Origin of the sequence: Salibaculum griseiflavum, from assembly GCF_003129565.1 — a bacterium.
Lineage (GTDB): Bacteria > Pseudomonadota > Alphaproteobacteria > Rhodobacterales > Rhodobacteraceae > Salibaculum > Salibaculum griseiflavum.
Window position 1 is genome coordinate 218,338 of sequence record NZ_QETF01000004.1, and the last position, 25,359, is coordinate 243,696.

The window sequence follows — 25,359 nt, forward strand, 5'->3', positions numbered from 1 at the left end:
CCACCTAGCGAAGGATCGGCTCCAGCGGATCATAAGTGGAGGCGTCGGCGTCTTCCCAGGCCACTGCAGCGAGACTATCGGGCTTGACGCGCAGTCCGGCCAGTTCCGACCGGGTCACCCAACGGCGCAAGCTGACCACCCCTTCCGGGTCGTGCCAATCCGCGCGCAATTCGCCCGAAAGCAGCCTGCATCGGAAATAGATATCCACTTGGTGAAAGCTGCCGTTGGGGTCGTGGAACTCATTGACCAGGCAAGGGGCACCCACCTCGACCGTCAGGCCGGTCTCCTCGTGAATCTCGCGGGCCAGGTTCTCGGGCAGGCTCCGGTGCGGATCAACCCCCCCGCCGGGGGCGCACCACAGGTCGCCTCGCCCGGCATAGGCATTGACGAGAAGCAGCTTGTCATCCTTCAGAAGGATGCCGCGAACGGCAAGGCGGACAGGGCGTGTCATGGCGGCGAGACTGGCAAGGGACCCAAGGTAAGGCAAGCGCGACCTGTTGCGCAACGCGACGATGCCTATATGAAACGGTATGCGCGCCGCGATTCTGAGTGTCCTTGTCCTGTTGGCGCCGCTGCCTGCCCGGGCGGCGGATTGCGTCGTGCTGCTGCACGGGCTGGCGCGGACCGAAACCTCATTTCTCGCCTTGCAGGAAATCCTTGAAGACGAGGGCTATCAGGTCATCAACGAGGGATACCCCTCGACCAAGGCCAGCATCGGTGAATTGGTCTCGGCCACCCTGCCGCAACAGGTTGCGCAATGCGGCGAAAAGACGGTGCATTTCGTCACCCATTCCATGGGGGGGATCCTGGTGCGGGCCTGGCTGGCCGACCACAGGCCGGGGAACCTTGGCCGTGTGGTCATGCTGGGGCCGCCGAACCATGGCTCCGAACTGGTGGACGTATTCGGCGATTTCGAGCCGTTTCGTTGGGTCAACGGTCCGGCGGGGCTGGAACTGGCGACCGACGGGGTCCCCGAGGCGCTGCCGCTGCCGGATTTCGAGCTGGGGATCATCGCCGGCAGCCGCACGCTGAACCCGATCTATTCCAACGTGATCGAGGGGGTCGATGACGGCAAGGTTTCTGTCGCGTCCACCCGGATCGAGGGGATGGACGATCATATCGTGCTGCCTGTCACCCATACCTTCATGATGAACAATCCGTTGGTCATGGCCCAGGTGCAGGCCTTTCTGGAAACCGGTCGGTTCGACCGCGAGTTGACGCTGCGGTCGGTGCTGTTCGGCTGGGACTGAATTCGGCAACGCCCAGAGAAGACGAAAACCCAGAAAATGCCGTCAGCTGGCGGGACCCGTGATGCGGTTGATGTGGCCCATCTTGCGACCCGGCTTGACCTCGGCCTTGCCATAGAGGTGGATCGCCGTGTTGGTCCCGGCCAGTTCGCCCACGCGGGCCACGTCTGCGCCGATCAGGTTTTCCGTCATCACATTGGCATGGCGTGATCCGTCGCCCAGCGGCCAGCCCGCCACGGCGCGGATATGCTGTTCGAACTGGTCGATCAGACAGCCATTCTGCGTCCAATGGCCGGAATTATGCACACGCGGGGCGATCTCGTTCACCAGAAGGCCCTTGGGCGTGACGAACAGTTCAACACCCATGACGCCGACATAATCCAGGGCGTTGAGAATCTTGGCGGCGATCAGCACCGCGTCGCTGCGCTGGGCGGGCGACAGGGTGGCCGGAACCGTCGTGCTGTGCAGGATGCCGTCGCGATGGATGTTCTCGCCCGGATCGAAACAGGCGACCGACCCGTCAAGGCCCCGGGCCCCGATCACGGAAACCTCGCGGGTGAATTCGATGAATCCTTCGAGGATCGCAGGTGCCCCGGCCATGTCAGCCAGCGCGGCCTCGGCATCCTCGGGGGCCATGATGCGCGCTTGCCCCTTGCCATCATAGCCCAAACGCCGGGTCTTCAGGATCGCGGGTGTGCCGATCTCTTCGATGGCCTCGGCCAGGTCGACCTCGTCGTCGACTGCGGCGAAGGGGGCTGTGCCCAGGCCCTGTTCGCTCAGGAAGGCCTTTTCCACCAGCCGATCCTGGGACACGGCCAGTGCCCGGCGGCCCGGGCGGATCGGTTTCAGGGGTTCCAGAAGGTCCAGGGCCGAGGTGGGGATGTTCTCGAATTCATAGGTGATCACGTCGACCGCCTCGGCAAAGGCGCGCAAGGCGGCCTCGTCGTCGTAGCTGGCGGTGGTGCAGGCATGGGCGACATCGGCCGCGGGCGGGTTGGCGCCGGGCTCGTAAATGTGGGTCTTCAGACCAAGACGTGACGCCGCAACCGACAGCATGCGGCCCAGTTGGCCGCCGCCGAGAATGCCGATGGTCGCGCCGGTTTGCAGGGGGTCAGTCATCGCTGGGCTCGTCGGGAATGGAGTTGGACAGGGCGGTGCGCCAGGCATCGAGCCGCGTGGCGAGGGACGGGTCTTGCAGGGCGAGGATTCCCGCGGCCATAAGCCCGGCATTCTTCGCCCCCGCCGCGCCGATCGCCATGGTCGCCACGGGAAAACCGCGTGGCATCTGCAGGATGGAATAGAGGCTGTCGACACCGGACAGCGCCTTGGTCTGGACCGGAACGCCGATCACCGGCACTCGGGTCTTGGAGGCCATCATGCCCGGCAGGTGCGCGGCACCCCCGGCGCCCGCGATGATCACCTGAAGGCCGCGATCAACCGCCGTCTTGCCGTAATCCCAAAGTCGGTCGGGCGTGCGATGGGCCGAGACGATCTTTTTCTCGAAATCGACGCCCAGTTCGTCCAGGACTTCGGCAGCCTCGCGCATGGTGGGCCAGTCGGACTGGCTGCCCATGATGATGCCGACGCGTGCTTGGGTCATGTTCTGGCCCCTCTTGCCAAGGAAAGCGGCACTATAGCCATGTCTGCTGGTGGTGCAATCGCCGGGTCGGGTGGTCAGGCGATGATGTCGGGAAACAGCCGATCTTCGATCTGGGCGATCTTGTCCTTGAGGACAAGTTTCTGCTTTTTCAGACGCTTGATGGTGAACATGTCACCCTTGCCGTTGTCCTGAAGCGCATGAATCGCCTCGTCCAGGTCGCGGTGTTCGCGGCGCAGGACTTCCAGTTCGACACGCAGGACTTCCCGTTGTTCCATGCGGGCAGAGCTGTTCATGGGCGATTCCGATGCTTGGAGTGACTCACTGGCCTCAAGATACGCGTTGAGCCCCCGTTTTCAAAGCAAAACCCGTTGCCAAGGGCCTTGCATGGGCGGGGCCGTCCCCCCATATTTTTCCCGAGGGACCGCCGCTATCGGGGTCCACACAACAATATGTCGCTTAGCAAAAGGGCATGACGCATGACGAAACTGGCTTTGGGAACGCATCCGTTCCTTCTGGGATTTGAACAGCTGGAACGGCTGGTGGAGCGCACCGCCAAATCCGGCAATGACGGCTACCCCCCGTATAATATCGAACAGACCTCCGAGACTTCGTATCGGATCACTCTGGCCGTGGCCGGGTTCTCCGAGGAAGACCTGTCGATCACGCTGGAGGACAACCAGCTGGTGATCCGGGGCAAGCAATCGGATGACGGTGAGGGCCGCATCTTCCTGCATCGAGGCATCGCGGCGCGGCAGTTTCAGCGGTCGTTCGTGCTGGCGGACGGTGTCGATGTGGGCGAGGCCGTGATGGAAAACGGACTGCTGCACGTGGACCTGACCCGGTCCGTGCCCGAAAGCGTCGTTCAAACGATCAATATTCGGAGGAGTTGAGCCATGAACACCAAGTATGATTTCGAGGGCACGGGCGAGCGGATCGTCTATGTCAAACCGGTGGCCGTCGCGGACCTTCCCGAAGAGGTGCGCGAGCAATCGGGCGGGATCGAACAGGTCTATGCGGTCCATGACAGCGATGGCCAGCAATTGGCGCTGGTGGCGAACCGGTCGCTGGCCTTCGTGTTGGCGCGCCAGCACAACATGACACCCGTGACGGTGCACTAGACGCATCGGTTTTTGAAACCCGATCCTAGCGCCAGATTCCGAAGCGCTTGGCACAATAAGCCGCGCAGTCCCGGTTGAGGGTTGCGCGGCTTCCATTTTCCTGAAGTGGGGCGGCCTCGTTTCCCGTGGGGCGCGCCAGCGCCCGCAGGTCCGGCAGGGGTCGAACCGGCACCCCATTGGCCGCGATCAGGGCCGACAGCCAGATATCATCGACCGGCCGAAATCGCGAAGGCGGGGGTGTGAGCGGCGCCAGCATCGCCGGCGTCACCAGCACGCCCGCGTATCCCTGCACGATGGTCCCATGCGAACGGCCTATGCGGGTAGCGTCAAAGGGTTGTGCCGCGAGGGCCGTGGCGGGGTCGCCCGCATGGGCCGCCGCGAAGCCAGCCGCCCAGCCGGGGCCATATGCCCAGTCATCGTCGCAGAACAGGAACGGGGCGTGAGCGGGCAGAGTCGCGGCCAGCGGCAGAACCTTGGTGGCCGGTCCGAGGTCGGTATCGCTCCAGTGCAGATCGACCCCGGATGGCAGGGGCGGGGGCGTCACCGGGCCGGGGAACCGATCGTATACGCGCGGCAGGGTCAGCACCACACGGCCCACGCCGGATTGCGCCAGCAGGCTTTCCAGCGTCGGCCCAAGCCCCGCGAAACGGGGCGGTATGGAGGTCAGGGCCACGGTCAGCATGTTCCGGAACCTTCCAAGGGGCGCACCGAGGCGCAAGGGGTTGCCAAGGCCCGCGTTTTGCCTTTTCTGGACCCGCAAGGAAAGGGGCCGGCATGGCAAAGCGCAAGGGGTTCAAGCTCAACGGGGATCAGGTCGCGCCGGGGGCACGTAAGACGGTGGAACTGCCGGTCAGCCTTCTGTCGGATCACACGCCGGTCAACCTGTCGGTGCATGTCATCCACGGCCGCCGCAAGGGGCCAACCGTTTTCGTCAGTGCTGCCGTCCATGGTGACGAGGTGATGGGCGTGGAGATCTGCCGCCGTCTTCTCCAGTCCCCCCTGCTGGACAAGCTGCGCGGGACATTGATGGTTGTGCCGATCGTCAACACCTTCGGCTTCCAGAACCGGTCGCGCTACCTGCCGGATCGGCGCGATCTGAACCGCTGTTTCCCGGGGTATGCGCGGGGGTCGCTGGCCTCGCGGCTGGCCGAGATCTTCCTCGACAGCGTGGTCAAGCGCTGCGACCTGGGGATCGACCTGCATTCGGCGGCGGTGCATCGCACCAACCTGCCACAGGTGCGCATCAACCCCGGAAGCGAACGCATGGTTGCCCTGGCCGAAGCCTTCGGCGCACCTGTCGTGCTGTCCTCGCCGCTGCGGGACGGATCGCTGCGCGCCGAGGCGCAACGTGCCGGGATCGACGTGCTGCTCTACGAGGCGGGCGAAGGGCTGCGCTTTGATGAGATGGCCGCACGGGCCGGGGTGGCGGGTATCCTGCGGGTGTTGCGGTCCATGGACATGCTCCCGGCCAAGGGCATTGCCAAGGCGCGCCGAAAGCCGCTCTTTTCGAGCTCGAGCACTTGGGTCCGCGCTCCTGCAGGTGGCCTCTTGCGCAGTTATCGCGGCGATGGCGACGTGGTCGAGGAGGGCGACGTGATTGCCGCTGTTTCGGACCCGTTCGGAGAGGTCGAGACCGAGGTGATCGCCCCCAGTTCCGGTGTGGTGATCGGGCGGGCGGTGCTGCCCGTCGTGAACGAAGGCGATGCCCTGTTCCATATCGCAGAGGCGCCCCATGCCCGCGCGGCCGATACGGTCGAGGAACTGGCCAGCCAGCTGGAAAGCTCGCCGCTCTTCGACGAGGACGAAATCATCTAGGCTGGAACGCAAGGCGGCCAGGCCAGCGCAGGTGCGCCATTGGGCCGCCAAGAGAAAAGCCCCCGCCGGGTTTCCCGCGGGGGCCTCGTTCCGGGCGCGCCTCAGTTCCCGGCGATCAAGCCCATGCTTTCCAGCTTGAGGATCACCTGGTGAGCGCAGTTGTCGACCTCGACATTCTCGGTTTCGACGCGCAGCTCGGGGTTCTCGGGCACATCGTAAGGGTCCGAGATCCCGGTGAATTCCTTGATCTTGCCCTCGCGCGCCAACTTGTAGAGCCCCTTGCGGTCCCGGCGTTCACATTCCTCGATCGAGGTCGCGACGTGCACTTCGATGAACGCGCCGAACTGCTCGATTTCCTCGCGCACGTGCCGGCGGGTGGCCGCATAGGGCGCAATGGGCGCGCAGATGGCAATGCCGCCGTTCTTGGTGATCTCCGAGGCGACGTAGCCGATGCGCTTGATGTTGAGGTCGCGATGTTCCTTGGAAAAGCCCAGCTCGGAGCTGAGGTTCTTGCGCACGATATCCCCATCCAGCAGCGTCACCGGTCGCCCGCCCATCTCCATCAGCTTGACCATAAGCGCGTTGGCAATGGTCGACTTGCCCGAGCCGGAGAAGCCGGTGAAGAACACGGTGAAGCCCTGCTTGGAGCGTGGCGGACGGGTGCGGCGCAGCTCTCGCACGACCTCGGGGAAGGAGAACCATTCGGGAATCTCCAATCCCTCGGCCAGGCGGCGGCGCAGCTCTGTGCCGGAAATGTTCAGGATCGTCACGTCATCCTTGTCCGCGATCTCGTCGGCAGGTTCATACTGGGCGCGTTCCTGCACGTAGACCATGTGCTTGAAGTCGACCATTTCGATGCCGATTTCTTCCTGGTGTTCGCGGAACAGATCCTGCGCGTCATAGGGGCCATAGAAATCCTCGCCCGCCGAGTTCTTGCCGGGGCCGGCGTGGTCGCGGCCCACGATCATGTGGGTGCAACCGTGGTTGCGGCGGATGATGCCGTGCCAGACCGCCTCGCGCGGGCCGGCCATGCGCATGGCCAGGTTCAGCAGCGACATGGTGGTGGTGGAGGACGGATATTTGTCCAGCACCGCCTCGTAGCAGCGCACGCGGGTGAAGTGGTCCACATCGCCGGGCTTGGTCATGCCCACGACTGGGTGGATCAGCAGGTTGGCCTGGGCCTCTTTCGCGGCGCGGAAGGTCAGTTCCTGGTGCGCGCGGTGCAGCGGGTTGCGCGTCTGGAAGGCAACGACGCGGCGCCAGCCCAGCTTGCGGAACAGCGCGCGCAGCTCGTTGGGCGTGTCGCGGCGACCGCGGAAGTCGTAGTGGACAGGCTGCTGGATGCCGGTGACGGGGCCGCCCAGGTACACGTTGCCTGCGCTGTGGTGCAGGTAGTTCACCGCCGGGTGGGCCAGGTCATCGGCGCCGAAGACCTTTTCCGCTTCGCGTGCCTTGTTCGGCGTCCAGCGGTCGGTGACGGTCATGGTGCCAAGGATCACGCCTTCCTGGTCGCGCAGCGCGATGTCTTGGCCGATCTCGATGCTGTCGGCAAAATCCTCGGACACGTCCAGCGTAACCGGCATCGGCCAGAGCGTGCCGTCGGCCAGGCGCATGTTCTCGACCACGCCGTTGTAATCCTCTTCCGACAGGAACCCCTTGAGCGGGTTGAACCCGCCATTCATCAGCAGCTCCAGGTCGCAGATCTGGCGCGGGCTGAGATCCCAGCTGGTCAGGTCGGCGGCTTCGACCTTGAGCTTCTGCGCACTGTCATAGGACACGTAGAGTTCGGGAATGGGGGCAAGGTTGTTCTGCATGAGTTCTGTCCTGTGTTTGATCGGAACAAGTGTGGATGACGCTCCGGTCAATTCGGCATGAAGGGCGTCGTATTCGGCGAATTTTCTTGCCAGGACCTTGTCGGTCAGGCGGTTCTTCTCGGCCGCGCCACGCGCGGTGATGGCATAGGCAAAGCGGGCACGCTTGTCCGGGCCGTTGCGGTCGGTGATCTTGACGAGGCCGGTTTCCGTGGCCTGTTTGAGCAGGGCATTGAGCCGCCCCAGAGATACGCCGATGGCCGCTGCCGTCACCCGCTGCGACGCATCGGGCGCGCTGTCCAGCTGCCGCAGCAGCCGGAACATCTGGTCCTCTTGCTCAGAGGCGGTCTTGGCGGGCGAGGGGGCCATGGGGGACTCGCATTTCGTTCACGCGTGAACGCATAGCGGAAAAGTTTGTTCACGCAAGAACAAACTTGGTCTGCCCATGGAAACAGTGCGTTGTGTGTCTGGCGCAACAGGCGGCGATACACACCTGTTGCACCAAGGCGCCGTGGTCAGGCGCTTTCGGGCTCGTTGGCTGCGGCCGGTTCGGGCTCGCCCGCGTCTTCCTGCTCGGCCAGCCAGCGTTCGGCCTCGAGCGCGGCCATGCATCCCATGCCTGCGGATGTCACCGCCTGGCGATATTTGTGGTCGGTCAGGTCGCCCGCGGCATAAATGCCCGGAATGCTGGTTTCGGTGCTGTCGGGCTTGGTCACGACATAGCCGCCCATATGGGTTTCCAGCACGTCTTTGACCAATTCGTTTGCCGGCGCGTGACCAATGGCCACGAAAACCCCTTTGACGGGCAGGTCGGTCATTTCGCCGGTTTTGACATGCTTCACCTTGATGCCTTCAACGCCCAACGGGTTGTCCGCGCCATAGACCTCTTCCAGCTGATGGTCCCACATGATCTCGACCTTGGGGTTCTTGAACAGGCGGTCTTGCAGGATCTTTTCGGACCGCAATTCGTCGCGGCGATGGATCAGCGTCACCTTCGACGCGAAATTGGTCAGGAACAGCGCCTCTTCCACGGCAGTATTCCCGCCGCCGATCACGGCAATCTCTTGTCCGCGATAGAAGAAACCGTCGCAGGTCGCACAGGCCGAGACGCCGAAGCCCTTGAACTTCTCTTCCGAGGGCAGACCCAGCCATTTGGCCCGTGCGCCGGTGGCGAGGATGATTGCATCGGCCACGTATTCGGTGCCGCTGTCCGACTGGCAGACGAAGGGGCGCTGGTCGAAATTGATCGAGGTGATGATGTCGCCGATGATCTCGGTGCCCATCGCCTTGGCGTGAGCTTCCATGTTCACCATCAGGTCGGGGCCCTGGATCTCGGTCTCGCCGGGCCAGTTTTCGACATCCGTGGTCGTGGTCAACTGGCCGCCGGGTTCGATCCCCTGAACAAGGATCGGTTCCAGCATGGCGCGGCTGGCATAGACCCCGGCAGTATACCCCGCCGGCCCCGAGCCGATGATCAGAACTTTGGTGCGGCGTTGCTCGGCCATGGCGACTTCCCCTCGAACTTGGTGCGGCCTCCGATATAGGCCGCTGTGCAGCCGGGCGAAAGGGGCAGATGGCCGCAAGACGGCATGTGAAACGATCTTGCGCCCAAGCGAAAGATTATTGCGTCCATCGGGGGCGAGGCGTATGGTCTGGCAAATCACCCGCGAAGAGGACCGCACGCCCATGCCCGGCACCCGTCTGGACGAGATCGACCGCAAGATCCTTGCCGAATTGCAGGCCGACGGCCGTATGACCAATGTCGAGTTGGCCAAGCGTGTGGGTATTTCGGCGCCGCCCTGCCTGCGCCGTGTCCGCACCCTGGAGGAACAGGGTTTCATACGCGGCTATCATGCCGATGTGGATGCCCGCGAGCTTGGGTTCGAGGTGCAGGTCTTCGCGATGGTCGGGCTTGTCAGCCAAGCCGAAAAGGACCTGTCCGCCTTCGAGGAGAAATGCGCTGGATGGCCCCTCGTGCGAGAGTGCCACATGCTCAATGGCGAGGTGGATTTCATCCTGAAATGCGTGGCCCCGGACCTGCGGTCTTTCCAGACCTTCCTGACCGAGGAGCTGACCGCCGCCGAGAACGTGGCGAGTGTGAAGACCTCGCTGGTGATCCGCGGCGCCAAGGATGACCCGGGCGTGCCGTTCGACGTGCTTGAGGCCAGGTTGGCCCAAGAGGCCTGATCGCCCGGTGGTGAGTCAGGCGACGTCGAAGAGGTCGATATCGCGCAGGGACATGCGCGGATGCAGCAAGAGGCCGAAATCGTCCAAGCTATCGACCTGCGGGAACAGGCCGAGATAGAGGTCCAGAAGGTCACCGCGCAGGCCCAGGGTGTGCCTGACACCGGGGTTATAGCTGTCCAGTTCCACGCCATTGGCCACGATCCGTTCATGCCGGGCAAAGCCAAGTTGGAAAACCGGGACGGGGCTGGGCGGTGCAACTTCGAAAATGACGTTGCCGTCTATGAAATCCCTGGCCGGGACGAAGGCCGCGCCATGGCCGGTGAACCGCTCGATGGCCGGGGTGCGATGGTAGAGCCGCGCCGATGGTCCTAGAAGTAGGTCGGGCATTGGGCGGCCGATCCCCAGCGCGTCCGCCGAGATCCGGGTCAAGGTGCTGGCGGTTTCCTCAGAGGCCCGCTTGGGCGGCATAATGGTTATGGATCCGCGCCACCGGACGGTCTGGAAGCCGTTGGTCACGGTCTTGACCTTGTCACCGGGCAGGATGTCCTCGATCGCGACGGTGCCACGGTCGGTGGTCAGCAGGCAGCCGCGCGCCAGCGACGCGAAGCCATCTTCGAAGGCCGGAATCGCGGGGGCGATCCGGTTGAACTCGTCAATGTCACCGTTGGAGAGCAGATGGACAACCTCGTAGCGGCGCATGAGAGGCGGGCTGCGCCAAGGTTGTCCGTCTGGTCGAGCGATCCGGTCCGTCGGGTGGGCCGGAGGGGTCTTCGGGTCGGCTGCGAGGCCAGCAGCCAAATGCGGGGTCCGTCGCATGCGATCACCTTGCGGTTGGTCACATCATCTGTCGGCCCCCACCGACAACATCTGAGGAACGTTGCTGTTTGGAAGAAAATGGCGCGCGACGTGCAGTTTCGTCAATCTTCCGATGCAATTGGCCCGTTTTCGCCCATTTCCGGTGTCCAATACGCAAAACGCCCGACGATTGTTCGCCGGGCGTGGAGAATAGTGCCATAATTCAAGAGCCGGGAGAGCGGGCTTTGCGCCCGCTGCGGCGAATCGTGTCGTGGGTGATCAGGCTGCGGGGCGCGGGGTTCGCGTTTCGGTCTCGCGCAGGGCGGCAGCGGCCTTGCGACTGGCGATGAAGGCCTGCCGGCGCAATCCGCGCTCCCAGGGCATCCGGGTGGTGCATTTGTCGGCTTCTTCGATGATGCCGTTGATCCAGCGCGTCTTGATCTTCATGGTCTTGTCCTCGTGAAAGCTGGTTTGTTGTTTTCTGCTCGGGACCATGTTTGACCGATTAAAGCGGCATCAGTTTGACTTTGGACGAGAAAATTTTTCCGGGGCGGACGGGAAATGCGGCAGCGGCGCGGTGGACGTGGGGCAAGGCGAACGAGCCTTGATATGTTGGCTTTATGGTAAATGCGGAGACAATCCCGCGCCGCCCGCCGGGATTGTTTCGCAGCGCTCGGGGCAGGAAGATGGCGGCCCGGTGCCGCCTTGTTGCCGCATTCACATCCGGATGGCTGCGATCAGGCGGCCGTAATCGGCCTCTTTCGCGTGGGTGCTGCGGCGGTAGCTGTAGAATCGTTCGGGGTCGGCATAGGTGCAGTGGCGCGTCCATTCTGCCTCGCCGATGCCGGCCTGCCGCAGGCGGTGCAACCCGAAGCCCGGCAGGTCGAAGAGATAGCGATCCCCTTCGCCATTGCCGAAGAACCGGGCATTGCCGGGGTCGTCGGCGAGGAAATCGTCCAGAAAATCCGGCCCGACCTCGTAGTTGCGCTGGCTGATGCAGGGCCCGATCACGGCGGTTGTCGAAGCGCGATCCGCCCCCAACGCCGCCATCGCATCCAGCGTGGCCTCCAGCACGCCGTCCAGCGCGCCCTTCCACCCGGCATGAGCCGCCCCGATCACCCCGGCCGCCCGGTCGGCGAAGAGCACCGGCATGCAATCGGCGGTGAGCACCGTCAGGGCCAGGTCGGCGCGGTCCGACACAAGCGCATCCGCCTTGGGCCGATCGGCCCCCGCGTCCGAGACCGTCACGACATCGGCGGAATGGATCTGATGGACGCCCACCAAAGCGGTATCGTCCAGCCCCAGTGCCTGAGCGACCCGGGCGCGGTTGATCGTCACCGCCTCGTGCTGATCGGAGCTGCCATAGCCGCAATTCAGCCCGGCGAAGACTCCGGAAGACGCACCGCCCTGCCGGGTGAAGAACCCGTGTTGAAGCGGCGCAAGCTGCGGGGCGGTGATGATGTCGAGCGTCATGTTTCCAATCCCGGTGGCGGCGGGGCCCCCTCGGGGAACAGCCCCATCACCTTGAACAGGTGACCCATCTGGTCGGGGTGCGTCAACCGGCGGTGGGCGGCAATATGCGATTCAAGGGCAGCATTGTCCATCGCGCCGGCCAGGGCGCGGGCCCGTTCGGTGATGCCCAACCGTTCGAGGAACACGCCTTGTGGCGTCAGCCTGCTGAACCGGGCGGGGGCGGCCGCATTGGCGATGGCTTCGAAATCCACATGCGCGGTCAGGTCAGCCTGCCCGGGAGTCGCGAACGGGTCGACGCGATCGTGCCCCTGAACCGCCTGCAAGGTGTCGCCCAGTGAGCGCCAGTCGCCATAATCGACAATCAGCGCTGCGCCGCCATGGGATGCGATGCGCTGGCCGATCTGCGCCACGAGGCCCGGCAGGGCCGGGCAGGTTTCGACGATGTTGCCCGGGTGCGTGTCCGCAATGCGATGATCGAGCGCGGCCAGCGGTGCGGGCTCTGACAGGCCGGGGGTCAGCGCGCCGTCCTGCGCCCCCACCATGACCTCGCGCCAGCCTTGCGCGTCACGCTGGAACTGGCGGATCGGCAGGGCGTCGAAGAATTCGTTGGCGACAAGGAAAAGTGGTGCGTCGGGCAGCGCGTTCAGGTCGTCCACATGGCGCGCCGTCGGGACGGTCGCTTTCTGAACCGCGCGCAGAGTCGGCGACGCCTCGACCAGGTGGACCTGCGCGGCGTCATGAAAGCCCGGCACGCCTTGCGTGGCCCGCAGCGCATCGGCCATGAGGGTGCCGCGGCCCGGACCCAGTTCAGCGAGAACGAAGGGTGCGGGCGCCCCCTGGTCCAGCCAGGCCTGAGCCAATGCGAGGCCGATCAGCTCGCCGAACATCTGGCTGATCTCGGGGGCGGTGGTGAAGTCGCCTGCGCGGCCCAGCGGGTCGCGGGTGCTGTAATAGCCGTGCTCGGGATGCAGCAGGCACTCGGCCATGTAATCGGACAGGGGCATTGGCCCGGTGGCCGCGATGCGGCGAAGCAGCAGGTCGCCCAGCGGGCTCATGCCGCGGCCCGGGGCGGCCGGTTGGCCCATACCATCACCGCAAGGCCCACCACGATCATCGGCAGTGACAGGGCCTGGCCCATGGTCAGGCCCACCCCGTCCACATGGAAGGCCAGCCCGACCGGGTTGCCCGGCGTCACGAACTGGGCATCAGGCTGGCGCACGAACTCGACAAGGAAACGCGCCGTGCCGTAGCCCGCGAAGAACAGGCCGGCCAGCGACCAGCGCCGTTTCAGCCAGCCGCGCCCGAAGGCCAGCCAGACAAGCAGCAGGCCCAGCAGCAGCCCTTCCAGCCCCGCCTCGTAAAGCTGGCTGGGGTGTCGGGCGCACAGCCCGTCGACGCCGGCGCAATCCTGCGCGGCCGTGCCGGGAAATATCACACCCCAGGGCAAGTCGGTGGGCCGGCCCCAAAGCTCGGCATTGATGAAATTGGCGATGCGCACCAGGAAGATGGCCGGTGTCGCGGACAGCGCCACGAGGTTGGCGATGTCGCCCAGCCGCAGGTCATGCTTGCGCGCCACCAGCCAGACCGCCACCACCACGCCGAGGAAGCCGCCGTGAAAGGCCATGCCGCCCTGCCAGAGCATCGGGATCTCCAGCGGGTTCTGAAGATAGTAACCGGGCCTGTAGAACAGGACGTAACCCAGCCGCCCGCCAAGAATGACCCCAAGTATGATCGCGGTCAGCAGGTCCTCGACCTGGGCCTTGGTCATGGGCGTTTTCTCGTCGGCCCAAAGCCGCGGGCGGTTCACCGCCGCGACCGCCAGCCGCCAGCCCAGGAGGATACCGACGATATAGGCCATCGCATACCAGCGCAGCGCGAAGGCGGTGCCGAACAGCTCGATCGTGAAGATTTCGGGTCGGATATCGGGAAAGGGAATGGCGGCGATCATGGACGTTGCTTGCGGTGCGGGGCGGGTGAAGTCAAGCGGGTGGCGGGGTTGCGGTCGCAGGGCTCACGGCCCATATAAGGGCGGTATGTGACCGGAGGCTGACATGCAGACCCGCAACAAGGTGCTGGACGACTTTTCGCAACTCATGACCAACGCAATGGGCGTGGCCCAAGGCGCCAAGGACGAGGCCCAGACGGCGATGAACTCGATGATCGACCGCTGGCTGGCCGAACGCGATTTCGTCACCCGCGAGGAATTCGAAGCCGTGCGCACCATGGCCCAGAAGGCCCGCGAAGAGAACGAGGCCCTCAAGGCCCGGATCGAGGCTCTGGAAGCGAGCGCCAAGTAAATCGAGCGCCTTACGGCGCGCAGGTTGCTGGCTCTGGCTGGCATGTCATGCCAATTTGCCCCTTGGCTTTTCATGTGGTGACGGTCTTGGGGGCGTTGCCCCCGCCCGCGCCTTGGGCGCGGCCTCCCCCAGAGTTTTTCAGGCGAGATGAGAAAGGCCGGGCGCGCTACGGCGTCGGGCCTTTTTGCGGTTATCCCCAAGAAAGTGCTTTACAGATCGCCCCCGTTGCGCCCACCATATCTAGTAAGGGGCGTGGCGAAGAACCGCTGTCCCTAGAGCAGGCAGCTAGCAATAGGGGGCTCTGCCAGGCCCCGCCGCTAGCAGGACAGGAGGCCCCATGGCACTGACTGAGCATTTCCACGACGCCGAGGATATTCACCCGATCGACCTGGTCGAGCACATCGCAGAGCATCACGACTGGGAATTCGACCGGATCGCCGATGACCAGATCGCCATGGCGGTCGAGGGCCAGTGGCGGACCTATTCGATCACGCTCGCCTGGTCGGCCTATGACCAGACCCTGCGCCTGATCTGCACCTTCGAGATGGAGCCGCCCGAGGACCGGGTGCCGGCGCTGTACGAGGCGCTCAACCGGGTCAATGACATGTGCTGGGCGGGGGCCTTCACCTACTGGTCCGAGCAGAGCCTTATGGTCTATCGCTACGGTCTTGTCCTGGCCGGCGACCAGATCGCCAGCCCGGAACAGATCGACACGATGATTTCTGCCGCCGTGCTGAGCGCGGAACGCTATTACCCGGCCTTCCAGCTGGTCACCTGGGCCGAACGCACACCCGCAGAGGCGTTGCAGGTCGCCATAGCCGAGGCCTACGGCACCGCCTGAAGGCCGACAGGCCGGGCGTAAAGACCCGGCCTTGAACCCCCGTGCGGCTGTCCCTAACACTCGGGGGCAGACAGGGGGTAGAATTCATGGACATGACAGAAATCGAACGCCGAGGCATGGTTCTGCTGGGCTGCGGCAAGATGGGGTCGGCGATGCTGGCGGGCTGGCTGGCGGGTGGCTTGCCGGCCGGTGCGGTCTGGGTGATCGACCCCAACCCGTCGGAGTGGCTGCAAGCGCAGGGCGTGCATCTGAACACCGACCTGCCACCGGACCCTGCGGTTGCCCTGGTTGCGGTCAAGCCGCAGATGATGGGCGAGGCGCTGCCGGCCATGCAGGCACTGGGCAATGGCGGCACCGTGGTGCTGTCGGTGGCCGCCGGCACGCCGATCTCGGCCTTCGAGGACGTCCTGGGCGACCGGACGCCGGTGATCCGGGCCATGCCGAACACGCCGGCGGCGGTGGGGCGCGGGATCACGGCGATCGTCGGCAACGCCCATGCCAGCGCGGCCCAGATGGACCTCGCCGAGGCGCTGCTGGCGGCGGTGGGCCAGGTTGTGCGGCTGGAGGACGAGAACCAGATGCATGCCGTTACCGCGGTCAGCGGCTCCGGCCCGGCCTATGTCTTTCACCTGATCGAGACCCTGGCGGCGGCGGGCGAGGCCGAGGGGCTGCCCGCGGACCTGGCGCTGCGCCTGGCCAAGGCCACGGTGGGCGGCGCGGGGCAACTGGCCGAGGATGCCGAGGAAAACCCGGGCCAGTTGCGGGTCAACGTGACGTCGCCTAATGGCACCACGCAGGCGGCACTGGAGGTGTTGATGGACGAGCGTGACGGGTTCCCGACGCTCTTGCGACGCGCGGTCAAGGCGGCCGCCGATCGCAGCAAGGAGCTGGCCAATGGCGGATGAGATCACCATCGACGATTTCCTGAAGGTGGATATCCGGGTCGGACGCGTCACACGGGCGGAACCCTTTCCCGAGGCCCGCAAGCCCGCGATCAAGCTCTGGGTGGATTTCGGGGCAGAGATCGGCGAGCGCAAGACCAGCGCCCAGATCACCGATTACTACGCGCCGGAAGACCTGCCCGGCAAACAGGTCATTGCCGTGGTCAACTTTCCGCCCCGGCAGATCGGCAAGTTCATGTCAGAGGTTCTGGTGCTCGGACTGCATGATGCCGCGGGCGGTGTCGTGCTGCTGTCGCCCGACAAGGATGTGCCGGAAGGAGCGCGGATGTGCTGAAACTGTTGATCACCCGTCCGATTGCGGCACCGGTACTGGACCAGGCCCGGGCGCGGTTCGACGTGACCCTGGGCGAGACCGCGCTGTCAGAGGATGACGCGACCCAGGCGCTGGCCGCTTATGACGCGATCCTGCCGACACTGGGCGATGCGTTCACCGCTGCCGCGTTTGAAAAAGCCGGTGAGCCGCGCACGAGAATTCTGGGCAATTTCGGCGTGGGCTACAATCATATCGATGTGGCCGCCGCCGCTGCTGCCGGCGTCGTGGTAACGAATACGCCCGACGTTCTGACAGATGCCACGGCGGATATCGGCTGGACCCTGCTGCTGGCGACGGCCCGTCGCGCGGGCGAGGGCGAGCGGATCGTTCGGGCCGGGCAATGGGGCGGGTTCGGGCCGCAATCGCTGCTGGGCACCCATGTCACGGGCAAGGTGCTGGGCGTGGTGGGCATGGGCCGGATCGGCCAGGCGGTGGCCAAGCGCGGGCATTACGGGTTCGACATGCCTGTGCTGTTCTACAATCGGTCACGCAAGGATGTGGACCTGCCCGCGCGGCAGGTGGACCATCTGCACGACCTGATGGCGCAGGCCGACTTCGTTGTTGTCACCGTGCCGGGCGGGGCCGAGACGGCGAAACTGATCGACGAGGCGGCGCTGGCGGCAATGAAACCGGGCGGCATTTTCGTCAATATCTCGCGCGGTGAGGTGGTGGACGAAGCGGCCCTGATAGAGGCGCTCGAAGCGGGAACCATCGCGGGGGCGGGGCTGGATGTCTACGAAGCCGAGCCCCACGTTCCAGAGCGGCTTCGCGCCCTTGAGAATTGTGTTCTGCTTCCGCATCTGGGCTCGGCCACGGTCGAGACACGGCAGGCCATGGGCCAGATGGCACTGGATAACATCATCGCCTTCACCGAGGGGCGAGACCCGCCACAACGGGTGAATTGACCTCGGCCGGCCCTTACACGGACCGAGGGCAGCGCTCGCGGCGCCCCTTGCCGTCGGCCCGCCGCGGGCTGGATGCGGTGCTGGCGCTCGTCTGGCTGGTGATTTCCCTTGGCGTGTTGCAGGATTACCTGTCCGGCGGCAACCGTTGGAAACATGGGGACTGGCTGATCAACACCGCCGGCGGACCCGTCCGGCGCGGCCCGTTCGGGTCGGCGGTGTTGTCCGTCGGCGACCTTCTGGGGATCAGCCCGCTGCTGGTGGTTTGTGTCTTGCAAGTGGTGATCCTGGCGGTTCTTTTCCTGGCGTTTCGCGCGCTCGTTGACCGGGCCGGTCCAGTAAGGCTTCAAGTGCTGCTCTGGCTGTCGCCGGCCTTTTTCACCGTGTTGTGGGTGGTTGAGCCGCAGGGCGCGGTTCGAAAGGAATTGCTGGCCTTCGCCGGGTTGTCGCTGCTGGCGCTTGGTGCGGTGAGCGGCCGGTTGATCGTGCTGTGGCTCGGTGTTCTTGTCTACTGCATCAGCACCATCGCCCACGAGGGCATGGTGCTGTTCGGGCCGGTTTTTATCGGCATTCTTGTCCTGTCCGGCCTGTTCAGGTCGGCCCCATGGCAGGCCTTGTCGGCGACGCTGATCGCCATTGGCGTCTCCGGCGCCGCGCTTTTCTACGCACTTGTCCATGCGCGCGTGGAGGACCCAAATCTCGTTTGCGCACCACTATTGGAGCGAGGCCTCGACCCGGAGATCTGCGCTGGGGCCATCAGCTGGCTGGCCCATGACGCCGGGGTCGGGGTTGCGGCGGTGGCAGAGCGGCTGACCGGTGCCTCGGTGGTTGGGTTCCTGCTTGGCGCCTTGGCAGCGTTTGCCCCCTTTTGCTACCTGGTGTCGGTCGGGACGCGGCCGCGTCTGGGCTTGGTCATCCTGTTAGGCGCGGTGCTGCCCATCCTGCCATTATTCCCGGTCGCTTCGGATTGGGGGCGCTGGTTGAGCCTGCAGGTCTTTTCCATGTCGGTTCTGCTGAGTTGCGCGATGGCCAGCGGCAGATTCCGGCTTCGGGCCGTGCCGTCGCGCGGGCTGGTCGTGGGCGCTGTCGGCATGGCGCTGCTGGTGTCGCCCAACCATGCGATCGGGCTATCGGGACTGGCAGTGAAGATCGCGCGGGCGGTCCTGCCGCCGGGCGTCTGATCCGGGCGAAACGCGTGAACGCGCGGTCACACCAAAGGGGCGTCGTCGCCTTCGACCGCCTCGCGCCAGTGGCGGCGGCACAGGCTGACATAGGTTTCATTGCCGCCGATCTGGACCTGCTCACCGCCGGTCAGCACGCGGCCTTCGCCGTTCATGCGGACCACCATGGTGGCTTTCTTGCCGCAATGGCAGATGGTGCGCACCTCGCGCATCTCGTCCGCCAACGCCAGAAGTGCGGCCGATCCGGGGAACAGTTCCCCCATGAAATCCACCCGCAGCCCGTAGCACATGACCGGCACGCCTAGGTCGTCGACCGCGCGGGCCAGTTGCCAGACCTGGGCCTTGGACAGGAATTGCGCCTCGTCGATGAAAACGCAGGCGCAGGGGCCTTGCGCCAAACGGTTTTCGATCTTCTGGAACAGGTCGTCATGCGGGGCGAAGGTATCGGCCGCCGTGCCGATGCCGATGCGGCTCGCGATCCGGCCTTCGCCCGCACGGGTGTCGAATTGCGCGGTCAGAAGGTAGGTCTCCATACCGCGTTCGGCGTAGTTGTGGCTGGCCTGAAGCAGAACGGTCGACTTGCCCGCGTTCATCGTCGAGTAGTTGAAATAGAGCTTGGCCATGGGTCGGGGCCCCGTTGCGACAGGAACTGGCGCCGTCCTTGCCAGAACCCCTGCGGGGTGCAAGTGCAAAATGCCCGCGGCCGGAGGGTGGCCACCGGCCCGTGAACCGGGCCGGCGACCGATTTTCCGAGTGGTTCCGGTGCCCGGGCACCGGAGGGAAACAGCGGGTCAGGGGCCCGGTGCGTGACCTTTCGGCCACGCCAGGATGGGGTCCAAGGCCCCTGACCCTACGGCGTTGGGGACGCCGTCACTCTTACCCTTCCCAACGCTGGGATGGCCCTATATTGCTGGCATTTGGATGGGGTATGTATGGGAAAACCCCGGGGCCATTCCCCCGAGGAAACACGAGGGTTAATAAGCATGGACAGCGTTGCCAGTTATCTGAAGAAACATACGGAAGCCCTGGTAAAAGATGTCGGGATCGAACCAGCCTGCGAACTGACGGGCAAATCCAAGGCCACGCTCGGGCGCTACTACTCGGATGCCGACGAACATTCCGACCGATTCATCCCGGTGGATGCGGTGGCACGGCTCGAAGCCGCGGCCTCCTACCCCCATGTGACCGCGGCACTGGCCGAGCTGGGGGGAGGCGCGCTGAGTTACGACACGGACCGCAAGAATACGGATGGCGGCATCAACTCGGATGTCATCGCCCTGTCACAGCGTTTCGCCGTGCTGATGGCGGAGTACCAGCAATCCATCGAGGACGGTGTCATCTCGATCAACGAGGCCAAGCGGCTGTTGCGCGAGACCGTGGCGCTGCAAAAGGTTCTTATCGACATGAAGCTGCATCTTGAGGACGAAAGTGGCTGATTCAGTCGACCTGCCGAATATTGCGCCCGGCGCGCTGGGCGCGCTCGATACCGCCGCGCTGTCCGCACCCGACGATCCGGGCCACCCGCCGCGCATCCTGTTGCTCTACGGGTCGCTGCGCGAGCAGAGCTATTCGCGCATGGTGGCCGAGGAAGGTGCACGCGTGCTGCGCGCGCTTGGGTGCGAGACTCGGTTCTTCGATCCGCATGGCTTGCCGCAGGTCGACGTTCATGGCGTGGATGCCGACCATGACAAGGTGGCTGAATTGCGCGAACTGGCGCTTTGGTCCGAGGGCATGGTCTGGTCCAGCCCGGAACGCCACGGCGCAATGACCGGATTGATGAAAACCCAGATCGACTGGCTGCCGCTGGCTCCGATCGGGGGCATCCGGCCCACCCAGGGCAAGACCCTGGCGCTGTGCCAGGTTTCGGGCGGCTCGCAAAGTTTCAACGCCGTCAACCAGATGCGCATCCTTGGCCGCTGGATGCGGATGGTCACGATCCCGAACCAGTCCTCGGTGCCCAAGGCCTGGGGGGAATTCGACAAGGGCCGGATGAAACCGTCGCCGCTCTATAACCGTGTTGTGGACGTGATGGAGGAGCTGGCTCGCTTCACCTGGATGGTGCGCGGCCGCAAGGAGATGCTGGTCGATCGCTATTCCGAGCGCGTCGAGAGCCTCGACGCCGTCCACACAAGGGTCAATTCCTGACGGTCAGCCCCGGTCCACGATTAGCGAGCCCACCGAATAGCCCGCCCCGAAGGAGCAGATCAGACCGGTATCGCCCTTCGCCATGCCGTCTGAATGCTGGGCGAAAGCGATGATGGACCCCGCCGAGGACGTGTTGGCATAGTCCTGCAGGATGTTGGGCTGTTCCTGTTCTGTCGGCGTGCGGCCGAGAACCTTCTTGCCGATATAGTCGTTCATGGTCTTGTTGGCCTGGTGCAGCCACAGCCGTTTCAGGTTGTCCGCGTCCACGCCTTCCTCGGCCATGTGGTCGGCGATGTGGCGGCTGACCAAGGGCAGCACCTCCTTGAAGACCTTGCGGCCCTCCTGCATGAACTGCATGTCCCGACGGTCTTCCATCTGGTCGCGGGTGCGGCGCAGAAAGCCGTTGTTGTTGCGGATGTTGTTCGAAAACTGCGTCGCTGCGCGGGTGGACCGGATCTTGAAATGCGGGCGCTCAAGCCCCTCGTCGCGCTCGATCAGGACGGCGGTACAGACGTCGCCGAAGATGAAATGACAATCCCGGTCGCGCCATTCCAGGTGGGCCGAGCAGATTTCCGGGTTCACCACCAGCGCACTGCGGATCGTGCCGGCCCGGATCATGTCGGTGGCGGTCAGGATGCCGAAGGTGGCCGAGGAACAGGCGACGTTCATATCGAAGGCGAAACCGTCGATTCCCAGCAGGTTCTGGATTTCCACGGCAATGGCCGGATAGGCGCGTTCGTGGTTCGAGGCGGCGCAGAGCACCGCATCGACACTGTCCGCTGACCGGCCCGCCATGGCCAGGGCCTGCCGGCTGGCATCCACCGCCATTTCGGCCATCAGGCTGGGTTCGTCATCGGCGCGATGCGGCAGTCTCGGGAACATGCGGTCGGGGTCCAGCACCCCGGACTTGTCCAGCACGTAGCGGCTCTGGATGCCCGAGGCGGCTTCGATGAAGTCCGAGGACGAGTGCGGCACGGCCTCGGCCTCTCCGGCGGCGATGGCCTCGGCATTGGCCGCGTTCTGCCGGTCGGCATAGGCGTTGAAGGCCGCCACCAGCTCGTCATTGGAAATGCTGTGCGCGGGGGTGAACACCCCGGTTCCGGTGATCGCTGCACGGTGCATGTCGGTTCCCCCTTGGCTACGCCTCAGAATGGGCAAAGGGCGGGGCCGAGACAAGGGTGACGGAGCGTCGAATGAAGCCGCCACGTGAACGCGCCACCAGCGCGTTGAAGAGGCGGCGCCTGATCCGGGGCGATCTATCCCTGCAGCGCCCGCACCCGCACCTCGTCGCTGACCTTGGCTTTCATGGCGAGGGCGGCGGCGTGGGATCCCGCCAGCGTGGTGTAATAGGGGATCTTGTCGGCCAGCGCGACAGCGCGGATCGAGCGGCTGTCCTCGACCGCCGCCGAACCTTCGGTGGAGTTGAAGACCAGCGCGATGTCGCCATCCTTGAGCCGGTCGACCACGGTGCGGCCACCCTCGTAGACCTTGTTGACCACCTCGGCCTCGAAACCCTGCTCCTTCAGCCATGCGGCGGTGCCCCGCGTGGCGCAGATCGTCATCCCGAGGTCGGTCACCATCTGCGCGGTCTCGCGCAGAACCTCGCCCTTGTCGGCATCCTTGATGGAAAAGAACACCATGCCCGAGGTCGGCAAGTCCTGACCCGCGCCCATCTGCGCCTTGAGGAAGGCGCGGCCGAAATCGCGGGCCCAGCCCATCACTTCGCCGGTCGAACGCATTTCCGGCCCCAGGATGGTGTCCACGCCCGGGAAGCGATTGAAGGGCATGACCGCCTCTTTCACGCTGAACCACGGGGTCTGCGGATCGGCCAGCGTGTAGGGGTTGCCCAAGGGAAGCACGTCCATCGGGTCTTCGGCCTCGGGGTAGGGCGGGCGCATGGGGAAATTCGACAGCGGTTCACCCGCCATCAGGCGCGCGGCGATCGACGCGATCGCGCTGTCCGTGGCCTTGGCGACGAAGGGCACGGTGCGGCTGGCGCGGGGGTTCACCTCGATCAGGTAGACCTCGCCGTCCTTCACCGCGAATTGCACGTTCATCAGCCCCTTGACCTGCAAGGCCTTGGCCAACGCCTCGGCCTGGCGCTTCATCTCGTCCACGATGGCCGGATCGAGCGAATGCGGCGGCAGGCAGCAGGCGCTGTCGCCCGAATGCACACCGGCCTCTTCGATATGTTGCATGATCCCGGCGATATGCACGTTCTCGCCATCGCAGAGGCAGTCGAGATCCACCTCGACCGCGCCGGAAAGGTAGCCATCCAGCAGCACGGGGCTGTCCCCGGACACGACCACCGCTTCGGCGATGTAGCGTTCCAGATGGGCCATGTCGCGCACGATCTCCATCGCCCGGCCGCCCAGCACGTAAGAGGGGCGGATGACCAAGGGGAAGCCGATGCTTTCGGCGATGTCCAGCGCTTGTTTGTCACTCGAGGCAATGCCGTTCTTGGGCTGTTTCAGCCCCAGCTTGTTGACCAGCGCCTGGAACCGTTCGCGGTCCTCGGCGAGGTCGATGGCATCGGGCGAGGTGCCGAGGATCGGGATGCCCGCCTCTTCCAGATCATTGGCCAGCTTCAGCGGAGTCTGCCCGCCGAATTGCACGATGACGCCATGAAGGGTGCCGTTTTCCTGTTCGACCCGCAGGATCTCCATCACGTGTTCGAAGGTCAGCGGTTCGAAATAGAGCCGGTCGGATGTGTCGTAGTCGGTGCTGACGGTCTCGGGATTGCAGTTGACCATGATGGTCTCGTAGCCCTGCTCGGTCAGGGCGAAACAGGCGTGACAGCAGCAATAGTCGAACTCGATCCCCTGGCCGATCCGGTTCGGGCCGCCGCCGAGGATCACGACCTTCTTGCGATCAGACGGTCGCGCTTCGCACTCGATCTCGCCCATCATCGGGGCCTCGTAGGTGGAATACATGTAAGGCGTCTGGGCCTCGAATTCGGCGGCGCAGGTGTCGATGCGCTTGAAAACGGCGGTGACGCCCGCCGCGTGCCGTGCCTTGCGCACCTCGGCCTCGTCCATGCCGGCCAGCTTGGCCAGGCGGGCATCGGTGAAGCCCATCATCTTGAGCATGCGCAACCCGTCGGCATCCGCCGGCAGACCGTTCGATTCGATGTCCTGCTCGGCCTCGACGATTTCGCGGATGCGGGCGAGGAACCACGGATCGAAGGCGGTGATGGACTGGATATCGTCGTCCGAGAAACCCTCGCGCATGGCCTGGGCGATGACACGCAGGCGGTCGGGTGTCTGCTTGGCCAGTTCCTTGGTGATCGCGGCGCGTCCACCTGCCGGGTCATCGGCGCCGGGAATGTCGATCTCGTCGAAGCCCGTGAGGCCCGATTCCATCGACGCCAGCGCTTTCTGCATGGACTCGTGGATCGTCCGGCCAATCGACATGGCCTCGCCCACGGATTTCATCGCCGTGGTCAGGTAGGGTTCGGAGCCGGGGAATTTCTCGAAGGCGAATTTCGGGATCTTGGTGACGACATAATCGATGGTCGGCTCGAACGATGCTGGCGTGACCTTGGTGATGTCGTTGTCCAGCTCGTCCAGCGTATAGCCCACGGCCAGCTTGGCGGCGATCTTGGCGATCGGGAACCCGGTCGCCTTGGAGGCCAGCGCCGAGGAGCGTGACACGCGCGGATTCATCTCGATCACGACCATGCGGCCGTCCTCGGGGTTCACGGCCCATTGAACGTTGGACCCACCGGTTTCCACGCCGATCTCGCGCAGCACGTTGATCGAGTGCGTGCGCATCAGCTGGTATTCCTTGTCGGTCAGAGTCAGCGCCGGGGCCACGGTAATCGAGTCGCCGGTATGGACGCCCATCGGGTCCACGTTCTCGATGGAACAGATGATGATGGCATTGTCGGCGCGGTCGCGCACGACTTCCATCTCGTATTCCTTCCAGCCCAGCAGGCTTTCATCGACAAGGATCTGACCCACCGGAGAGGCATCCATGCCCGTGCGGCAGTAATGGATGTATTCCTCGCGGTTATAGGCCACGCCGCCGCCGGTGCCGCCAAGGGTGTAGGCCGGGCGGATGATGGCGGGCAGGCCGACCTCCTCCAGCGCCTCAAGCGCGATGGCGATGCCCGCGTCGAGGTCGGTGTGGCCGTCGGCATCCTTCGGGGCCGTGACGATCGTGGCCTTGGGGTTCTCGATGCCCAGGCGGTCCATGGCCTCGCGGAACAGGTGCCGGTCCTCGGCCATCTCGATGGCCTCGCGCTTGGCACCGATCATCTCGACGCCGTATTCTTCCAGCACGCCCATGTCGGCCAGCGCCAGCGAGGTATTCAGCCCGGTCTGCCCGCCCATCGTGGGCAGCAGCGCGTCGGGGCGTTCCTTGGCGATGATCTTGGCCACGGTCTCGGGGGTGATGGGTTCGATATAGGTCGCGTCGGCCAGGCCGGGATCGGTCATGATCGTGGCCGGATTGGAGTTCACGAGGATGACGCGGTAGCCCTCTTCGCGCAGGGCCTTGCAGGCCTGGGCGCCGGAATAGTCAAACTCGCAGGCCTGTCCGATGATGATGGGCCCCGCACCGATGATCATGATCGACTGGATGTCGGTTCTCTTCGGCATGGCGGCAGCCCCTTTGCTTGCAAATGTCGCGATTCAGGCACCCCGGATGTGCCCAAATTGTCGTGGGTTAT

At 64.8% G+C, this 25,359-nt stretch carries 28 protein-coding genes; 13 read left to right on the top strand and 15 right to left on the bottom strand.

Annotated features, from left to right (window positions below):
• Positions 1-4: 4 nt before the first annotated feature.
• On the bottom strand, positions 5-451 hold the full coding sequence (locus DFK10_RS05810; RefSeq protein ID WP_109387655.1) for an NUDIX domain-containing protein: 447 nt from the start codon (positions 449-451) through the stop codon (positions 5-7).
• Positions 452-530: 79 nt separating this feature from the next.
• On the opposite strand from DFK10_RS05810, the gene DFK10_RS05815 reads away from it, so the two are divergent.
• Positions 531-1,250 (top strand): alpha/beta fold hydrolase, encoded by a 720-nt coding sequence (locus DFK10_RS05815; protein ID WP_109387542.1) that lies wholly within the window; start codon positions 531-533, stop codon positions 1,248-1,250.
• Positions 1,251-1,292: 42 nt separating this feature from the next.
• On the opposite strand, the gene DFK10_RS05820 is transcribed toward DFK10_RS05815, so the two are convergent.
• The 3 genes from DFK10_RS05820 to DFK10_RS05830 all read right to left on the bottom strand — a co-directional run bounded on the left by DFK10_RS05820 (position 1,293) and on the right by DFK10_RS05830 (position 3,140).
• A complete protein-coding gene (locus DFK10_RS05820; RefSeq protein ID WP_109387544.1) occupies positions 1,293-2,366 on the bottom strand; it encodes a 5-(carboxyamino)imidazole ribonucleotide synthase in 1,074 nt (357 codons plus the stop codon).
• Positions 2,359-2,847 carry a 5-(carboxyamino)imidazole ribonucleotide mutase gene (gene purE / locus DFK10_RS05825; RefSeq protein ID WP_109387546.1) on the bottom strand — a complete coding sequence of 163 codons (489 nt, stop codon included), beginning with the start codon at positions 2,845-2,847 and terminating at the stop codon, positions 2,359-2,361. The genes DFK10_RS05820 and purE overlap by 8 nt, the downstream gene beginning before the upstream one ends.
• 74 nt (positions 2,848-2,921) lie before the next feature.
• Positions 2,922-3,140, bottom strand: a complete 219-nt coding sequence (locus DFK10_RS05830) for a YdcH family protein (RefSeq protein ID WP_109387548.1) — start codon at positions 3,138-3,140, stop codon at positions 2,922-2,924.
• A 183-nt stretch (positions 3,141-3,323) separates the two neighbouring features.
• Here DFK10_RS05830 and DFK10_RS05835 point away from each other — a divergent pair, with 183 nt between their 5' ends.
• Both DFK10_RS05835 and DFK10_RS05840 read left to right on the top strand, forming a co-directional pair.
• The gene (locus DFK10_RS05835; RefSeq protein ID WP_109387550.1) at positions 3,324-3,737 is read left to right on the top strand and encodes an Hsp20 family protein; all 414 of its coding nucleotides are present in this window, start codon (positions 3,324-3,326) and stop codon (positions 3,735-3,737) included.
• A 3-nt stretch (positions 3,738-3,740) separates the two neighbouring features.
• Positions 3,741-3,965, top strand: coding sequence for a DUF1150 family protein (locus DFK10_RS05840; protein ID WP_109387552.1), 225 nt, complete (start codon positions 3,741-3,743; stop codon positions 3,963-3,965).
• A 25-nt stretch (positions 3,966-3,990) separates the two neighbouring features.
• On the opposite strand, the gene DFK10_RS05845 is transcribed toward DFK10_RS05840, so the two are convergent.
• Positions 3,991-4,647 carry a hypothetical protein gene (locus DFK10_RS05845; protein WP_109387554.1) on the bottom strand — a complete coding sequence of 219 codons (657 nt, stop codon included), beginning with the start codon at positions 4,645-4,647 and terminating at the stop codon, positions 3,991-3,993.
• 92 nt (positions 4,648-4,739) lie between these two features.
• Between DFK10_RS05845 and DFK10_RS05850 the strand changes: the two genes are divergently transcribed.
• Positions 4,740-5,780: a succinylglutamate desuccinylase/aspartoacylase family protein gene (locus DFK10_RS05850; protein WP_109387556.1), complete on the top strand. Its 1,041-nt coding sequence runs from the start codon at positions 4,740-4,742 to the stop codon at positions 5,778-5,780.
• 101 nt (positions 5,781-5,881) lie between these two features.
• Here the strand turns inward: DFK10_RS05850 and DFK10_RS05855 are convergent, their stop codons facing one another.
• Together DFK10_RS05855 and trxB are read right to left on the bottom strand one after the other, a co-directional pair.
• The gene (locus tag DFK10_RS05855; RefSeq protein ID WP_109387558.1) at positions 5,882-7,960 is read right to left on the bottom strand and encodes a bifunctional sulfate adenylyltransferase/adenylylsulfate kinase; all 2,079 of its coding nucleotides are present in this window, start codon (positions 7,958-7,960) and stop codon (positions 5,882-5,884) included.
• Positions 7,961-8,106: 146 nt separating this feature from the next.
• On the bottom strand, positions 8,107-9,096 hold the full coding sequence (gene trxB / locus DFK10_RS05860; protein ID WP_109387560.1) for a thioredoxin-disulfide reductase: 990 nt from the start codon (positions 9,094-9,096) through the stop codon (positions 8,107-8,109).
• A gap of 181 nt (positions 9,097-9,277) precedes the next feature.
• Here trxB and DFK10_RS05865 point away from each other — a divergent pair, with 181 nt between their 5' ends.
• A complete protein-coding gene (locus tag DFK10_RS05865) occupies positions 9,278-9,778 on the top strand; it encodes an Lrp/AsnC family transcriptional regulator (RefSeq protein ID WP_109387657.1) in 501 nt (166 codons plus the stop codon).
• 15 nt (positions 9,779-9,793) lie between these two features.
• Here DFK10_RS05865 and DFK10_RS05870 read toward each other — a convergent pair whose 3' ends face one another.
• From DFK10_RS05870 to lgt, 5 genes are all read right to left on the bottom strand, one after another.
• Positions 9,794-10,477 (bottom strand): Hint domain-containing protein, encoded by a 684-nt coding sequence (locus DFK10_RS05870; RefSeq protein WP_235866771.1) that lies wholly within the window; start codon positions 10,475-10,477, stop codon positions 9,794-9,796.
• Between the two features lie 375 nt (positions 10,478-10,852).
• On the bottom strand, positions 10,853-11,020 hold the full coding sequence (locus DFK10_RS16430) for a hypothetical protein (protein WP_217810072.1): 168 nt from the start codon (positions 11,018-11,020) through the stop codon (positions 10,853-10,855).
• Positions 11,021-11,290: 270 nt separating this feature from the next.
• Positions 11,291-12,046 (bottom strand): peptidoglycan editing factor PgeF, encoded by a 756-nt coding sequence (gene pgeF / locus DFK10_RS05875; RefSeq protein WP_109387564.1) that lies wholly within the window; start codon positions 12,044-12,046, stop codon positions 11,291-11,293.
• Positions 12,043-13,101: a class I SAM-dependent methyltransferase gene (locus tag DFK10_RS05880; RefSeq protein ID WP_109387659.1), complete on the bottom strand. Its 1,059-nt coding sequence runs from the start codon at positions 13,099-13,101 to the stop codon at positions 12,043-12,045. Before DFK10_RS05880 ends, pgeF begins: the two co-directional genes overlap by 4 nt.
• On the bottom strand, positions 13,098-13,994 hold the full coding sequence (gene lgt / locus DFK10_RS05885) for a prolipoprotein diacylglyceryl transferase (protein WP_109387566.1): 897 nt from the start codon (positions 13,992-13,994) through the stop codon (positions 13,098-13,100). Before lgt ends, DFK10_RS05880 begins: the two co-directional genes overlap by 4 nt.
• Before the next feature lie 103 nt (positions 13,995-14,097).
• On the opposite strand from lgt, the gene DFK10_RS05890 reads away from it, so the two are divergent.
• From DFK10_RS05890 to DFK10_RS05915, 6 genes are all read left to right on the top strand, one after another.
• Positions 14,098-14,343, top strand: a complete 246-nt coding sequence (locus DFK10_RS05890) for an accessory factor UbiK family protein (RefSeq protein WP_109387568.1) — start codon at positions 14,098-14,100, stop codon at positions 14,341-14,343.
• 337 nt (positions 14,344-14,680) lie between these two features.
• On the top strand, positions 14,681-15,184 hold the full coding sequence (locus DFK10_RS05895; protein WP_109387570.1) for a type III secretion system chaperone family protein: 504 nt from the start codon (positions 14,681-14,683) through the stop codon (positions 15,182-15,184).
• Positions 15,185-15,270: 86 nt separating this feature from the next.
• Positions 15,271-16,089 (top strand): pyrroline-5-carboxylate reductase, encoded by an 819-nt coding sequence (gene proC / locus DFK10_RS05900; protein ID WP_109387572.1) that lies wholly within the window; start codon positions 15,271-15,273, stop codon positions 16,087-16,089.
• Positions 16,079-16,420 (top strand): tRNA-binding protein, encoded by a 342-nt coding sequence (locus DFK10_RS05905; RefSeq protein ID WP_109387574.1) that lies wholly within the window; start codon positions 16,079-16,081, stop codon positions 16,418-16,420. Before proC ends, DFK10_RS05905 begins: the two co-directional genes overlap by 11 nt.
• Positions 16,414-17,364 (top strand): 2-hydroxyacid dehydrogenase, encoded by a 951-nt coding sequence (locus DFK10_RS05910; RefSeq protein ID WP_109387576.1) that lies wholly within the window; start codon positions 16,414-16,416, stop codon positions 17,362-17,364. Before DFK10_RS05905 ends, DFK10_RS05910 begins: the two co-directional genes overlap by 7 nt.
• A 47-nt stretch (positions 17,365-17,411) precedes the next feature.
• Positions 17,412-18,542, top strand: a complete 1,131-nt coding sequence (locus DFK10_RS05915) for a hypothetical protein (protein WP_109387578.1) — start codon at positions 17,412-17,414, stop codon at positions 18,540-18,542.
• Between the two features lie 26 nt (positions 18,543-18,568).
• Here DFK10_RS05915 and DFK10_RS05920 read toward each other — a convergent pair whose 3' ends face one another.
• Positions 18,569-19,165 (bottom strand): thymidine kinase, encoded by a 597-nt coding sequence (locus DFK10_RS05920; protein WP_109387580.1) that lies wholly within the window; start codon positions 19,163-19,165, stop codon positions 18,569-18,571.
• Positions 19,166-19,525: 360 nt separating this feature from the next.
• Between DFK10_RS05920 and DFK10_RS05925 the strand changes: the two genes are divergently transcribed.
• Together DFK10_RS05925 and arsH are read left to right on the top strand one after the other, a co-directional pair.
• The gene (locus DFK10_RS05925) at positions 19,526-19,978 is read left to right on the top strand and encodes a hypothetical protein (protein WP_109387582.1); all 453 of its coding nucleotides are present in this window, start codon (positions 19,526-19,528) and stop codon (positions 19,976-19,978) included.
• Entirely contained in the window at positions 19,971-20,687 is a 717-nt protein-coding gene (gene arsH, locus DFK10_RS05930; protein ID WP_109387584.1) for an arsenical resistance protein ArsH, read from the top strand. The genes DFK10_RS05925 and arsH overlap by 8 nt, the downstream gene beginning before the upstream one ends.
• Positions 20,688-20,690: 3 nt before the next feature.
• Here the strand turns inward: arsH and DFK10_RS05935 are convergent, their stop codons facing one another.
• Both DFK10_RS05935 and carB read right to left on the bottom strand, forming a co-directional pair.
• A complete protein-coding gene (locus tag DFK10_RS05935; protein WP_109387586.1) occupies positions 20,691-21,809 on the bottom strand; it encodes a beta-ketoacyl-ACP synthase III in 1,119 nt (372 codons plus the stop codon).
• 134 nt (positions 21,810-21,943) lie between these two features.
• On the bottom strand, positions 21,944-25,288 hold the full coding sequence (gene carB / locus DFK10_RS05940) for a carbamoyl-phosphate synthase large subunit (protein ID WP_109387588.1): 3,345 nt from the start codon (positions 25,286-25,288) through the stop codon (positions 21,944-21,946).
• Positions 25,289-25,359 lie beyond the last annotated feature (71 nt).

Coding starts and splice junctions, on each gene's coding strand:
- DFK10_RS05810 (WP_109387655.1), bottom strand. CDS start 451: ATGACACGCCCTGTCCGCCTTGCCGTTCGCGGCATCCTTCTGAAGGAT.
- DFK10_RS05815 (WP_109387542.1), top strand. CDS start 531: ATGCGCGCCGCGATTCTGAGTGTCCTTGTCCTGTTGGCGCCGCTGCCT.
- DFK10_RS05820 (WP_109387544.1), bottom strand. CDS start 2,366: ATGACTGACCCCCTGCAAACCGGCGCGACCATCGGCATTCTCGGCGGC.
- purE (WP_109387546.1), bottom strand. CDS start 2,847: ATGACCCAAGCACGCGTCGGCATCATCATGGGCAGCCAGTCCGACTGG.
- DFK10_RS05830 (WP_109387548.1), bottom strand. CDS start 3,140: ATGAACAGCTCTGCCCGCATGGAACAACGGGAAGTCCTGCGTGTCGAA.
- DFK10_RS05835 (WP_109387550.1), top strand. CDS start 3,324: ATGACGAAACTGGCTTTGGGAACGCATCCGTTCCTTCTGGGATTTGAA.
- DFK10_RS05840 (WP_109387552.1), top strand. CDS start 3,741: ATGAACACCAAGTATGATTTCGAGGGCACGGGCGAGCGGATCGTCTAT.
- DFK10_RS05845 (WP_109387554.1), bottom strand. CDS start 4,647: ATGCTGACCGTGGCCCTGACCTCCATACCGCCCCGTTTCGCGGGGCTT.
- DFK10_RS05850 (WP_109387556.1), top strand. CDS start 4,740: ATGGCAAAGCGCAAGGGGTTCAAGCTCAACGGGGATCAGGTCGCGCCG.
- DFK10_RS05855 (WP_109387558.1), bottom strand. CDS start 7,960: ATGGCCCCCTCGCCCGCCAAGACCGCCTCTGAGCAAGAGGACCAGATG.
- trxB (WP_109387560.1), bottom strand. CDS start 9,096: ATGGCCGAGCAACGCCGCACCAAAGTTCTGATCATCGGCTCGGGGCCG.
- DFK10_RS05865 (WP_109387657.1), top strand. CDS start 9,278: ATGCCCGGCACCCGTCTGGACGAGATCGACCGCAAGATCCTTGCCGAA.
- DFK10_RS05870 (WP_235866771.1), bottom strand. CDS start 10,477: ATGCGCCGCTACGAGGTTGTCCATCTGCTCTCCAACGGTGACATTGAC.
- DFK10_RS16430 (WP_217810072.1), bottom strand. CDS start 11,020: ATGAAGATCAAGACGCGCTGGATCAACGGCATCATCGAAGAAGCCGAC.
- pgeF (WP_109387564.1), bottom strand. CDS start 12,046: ATGACGCTCGACATCATCACCGCCCCGCAGCTTGCGCCGCTTCAACAC.
- DFK10_RS05880 (WP_109387659.1), bottom strand. CDS start 13,101: ATGAGCCCGCTGGGCGACCTGCTGCTTCGCCGCATCGCGGCCACCGGG.
- lgt (WP_109387566.1), bottom strand. CDS start 13,994: ATGATCGCCGCCATTCCCTTTCCCGATATCCGACCCGAAATCTTCACG.
- DFK10_RS05890 (WP_109387568.1), top strand. CDS start 14,098: ATGCAGACCCGCAACAAGGTGCTGGACGACTTTTCGCAACTCATGACC.
- DFK10_RS05895 (WP_109387570.1), top strand. CDS start 14,681: ATGGCACTGACTGAGCATTTCCACGACGCCGAGGATATTCACCCGATC.
- proC (WP_109387572.1), top strand. CDS start 15,271: ATGGACATGACAGAAATCGAACGCCGAGGCATGGTTCTGCTGGGCTGC.
- DFK10_RS05905 (WP_109387574.1), top strand. CDS start 16,079: ATGGCGGATGAGATCACCATCGACGATTTCCTGAAGGTGGATATCCGG.
- DFK10_RS05920 (WP_109387580.1), bottom strand. CDS start 19,165: ATGGCCAAGCTCTATTTCAACTACTCGACGATGAACGCGGGCAAGTCG.
- DFK10_RS05925 (WP_109387582.1), top strand. CDS start 19,526: ATGGACAGCGTTGCCAGTTATCTGAAGAAACATACGGAAGCCCTGGTA.
- DFK10_RS05935 (WP_109387586.1), bottom strand. CDS start 21,809: ATGCACCGTGCAGCGATCACCGGAACCGGGGTGTTCACCCCCGCGCAC.
- carB (WP_109387588.1), bottom strand. CDS start 25,288: ATGCCGAAGAGAACCGACATCCAGTCGATCATGATCATCGGTGCGGGG.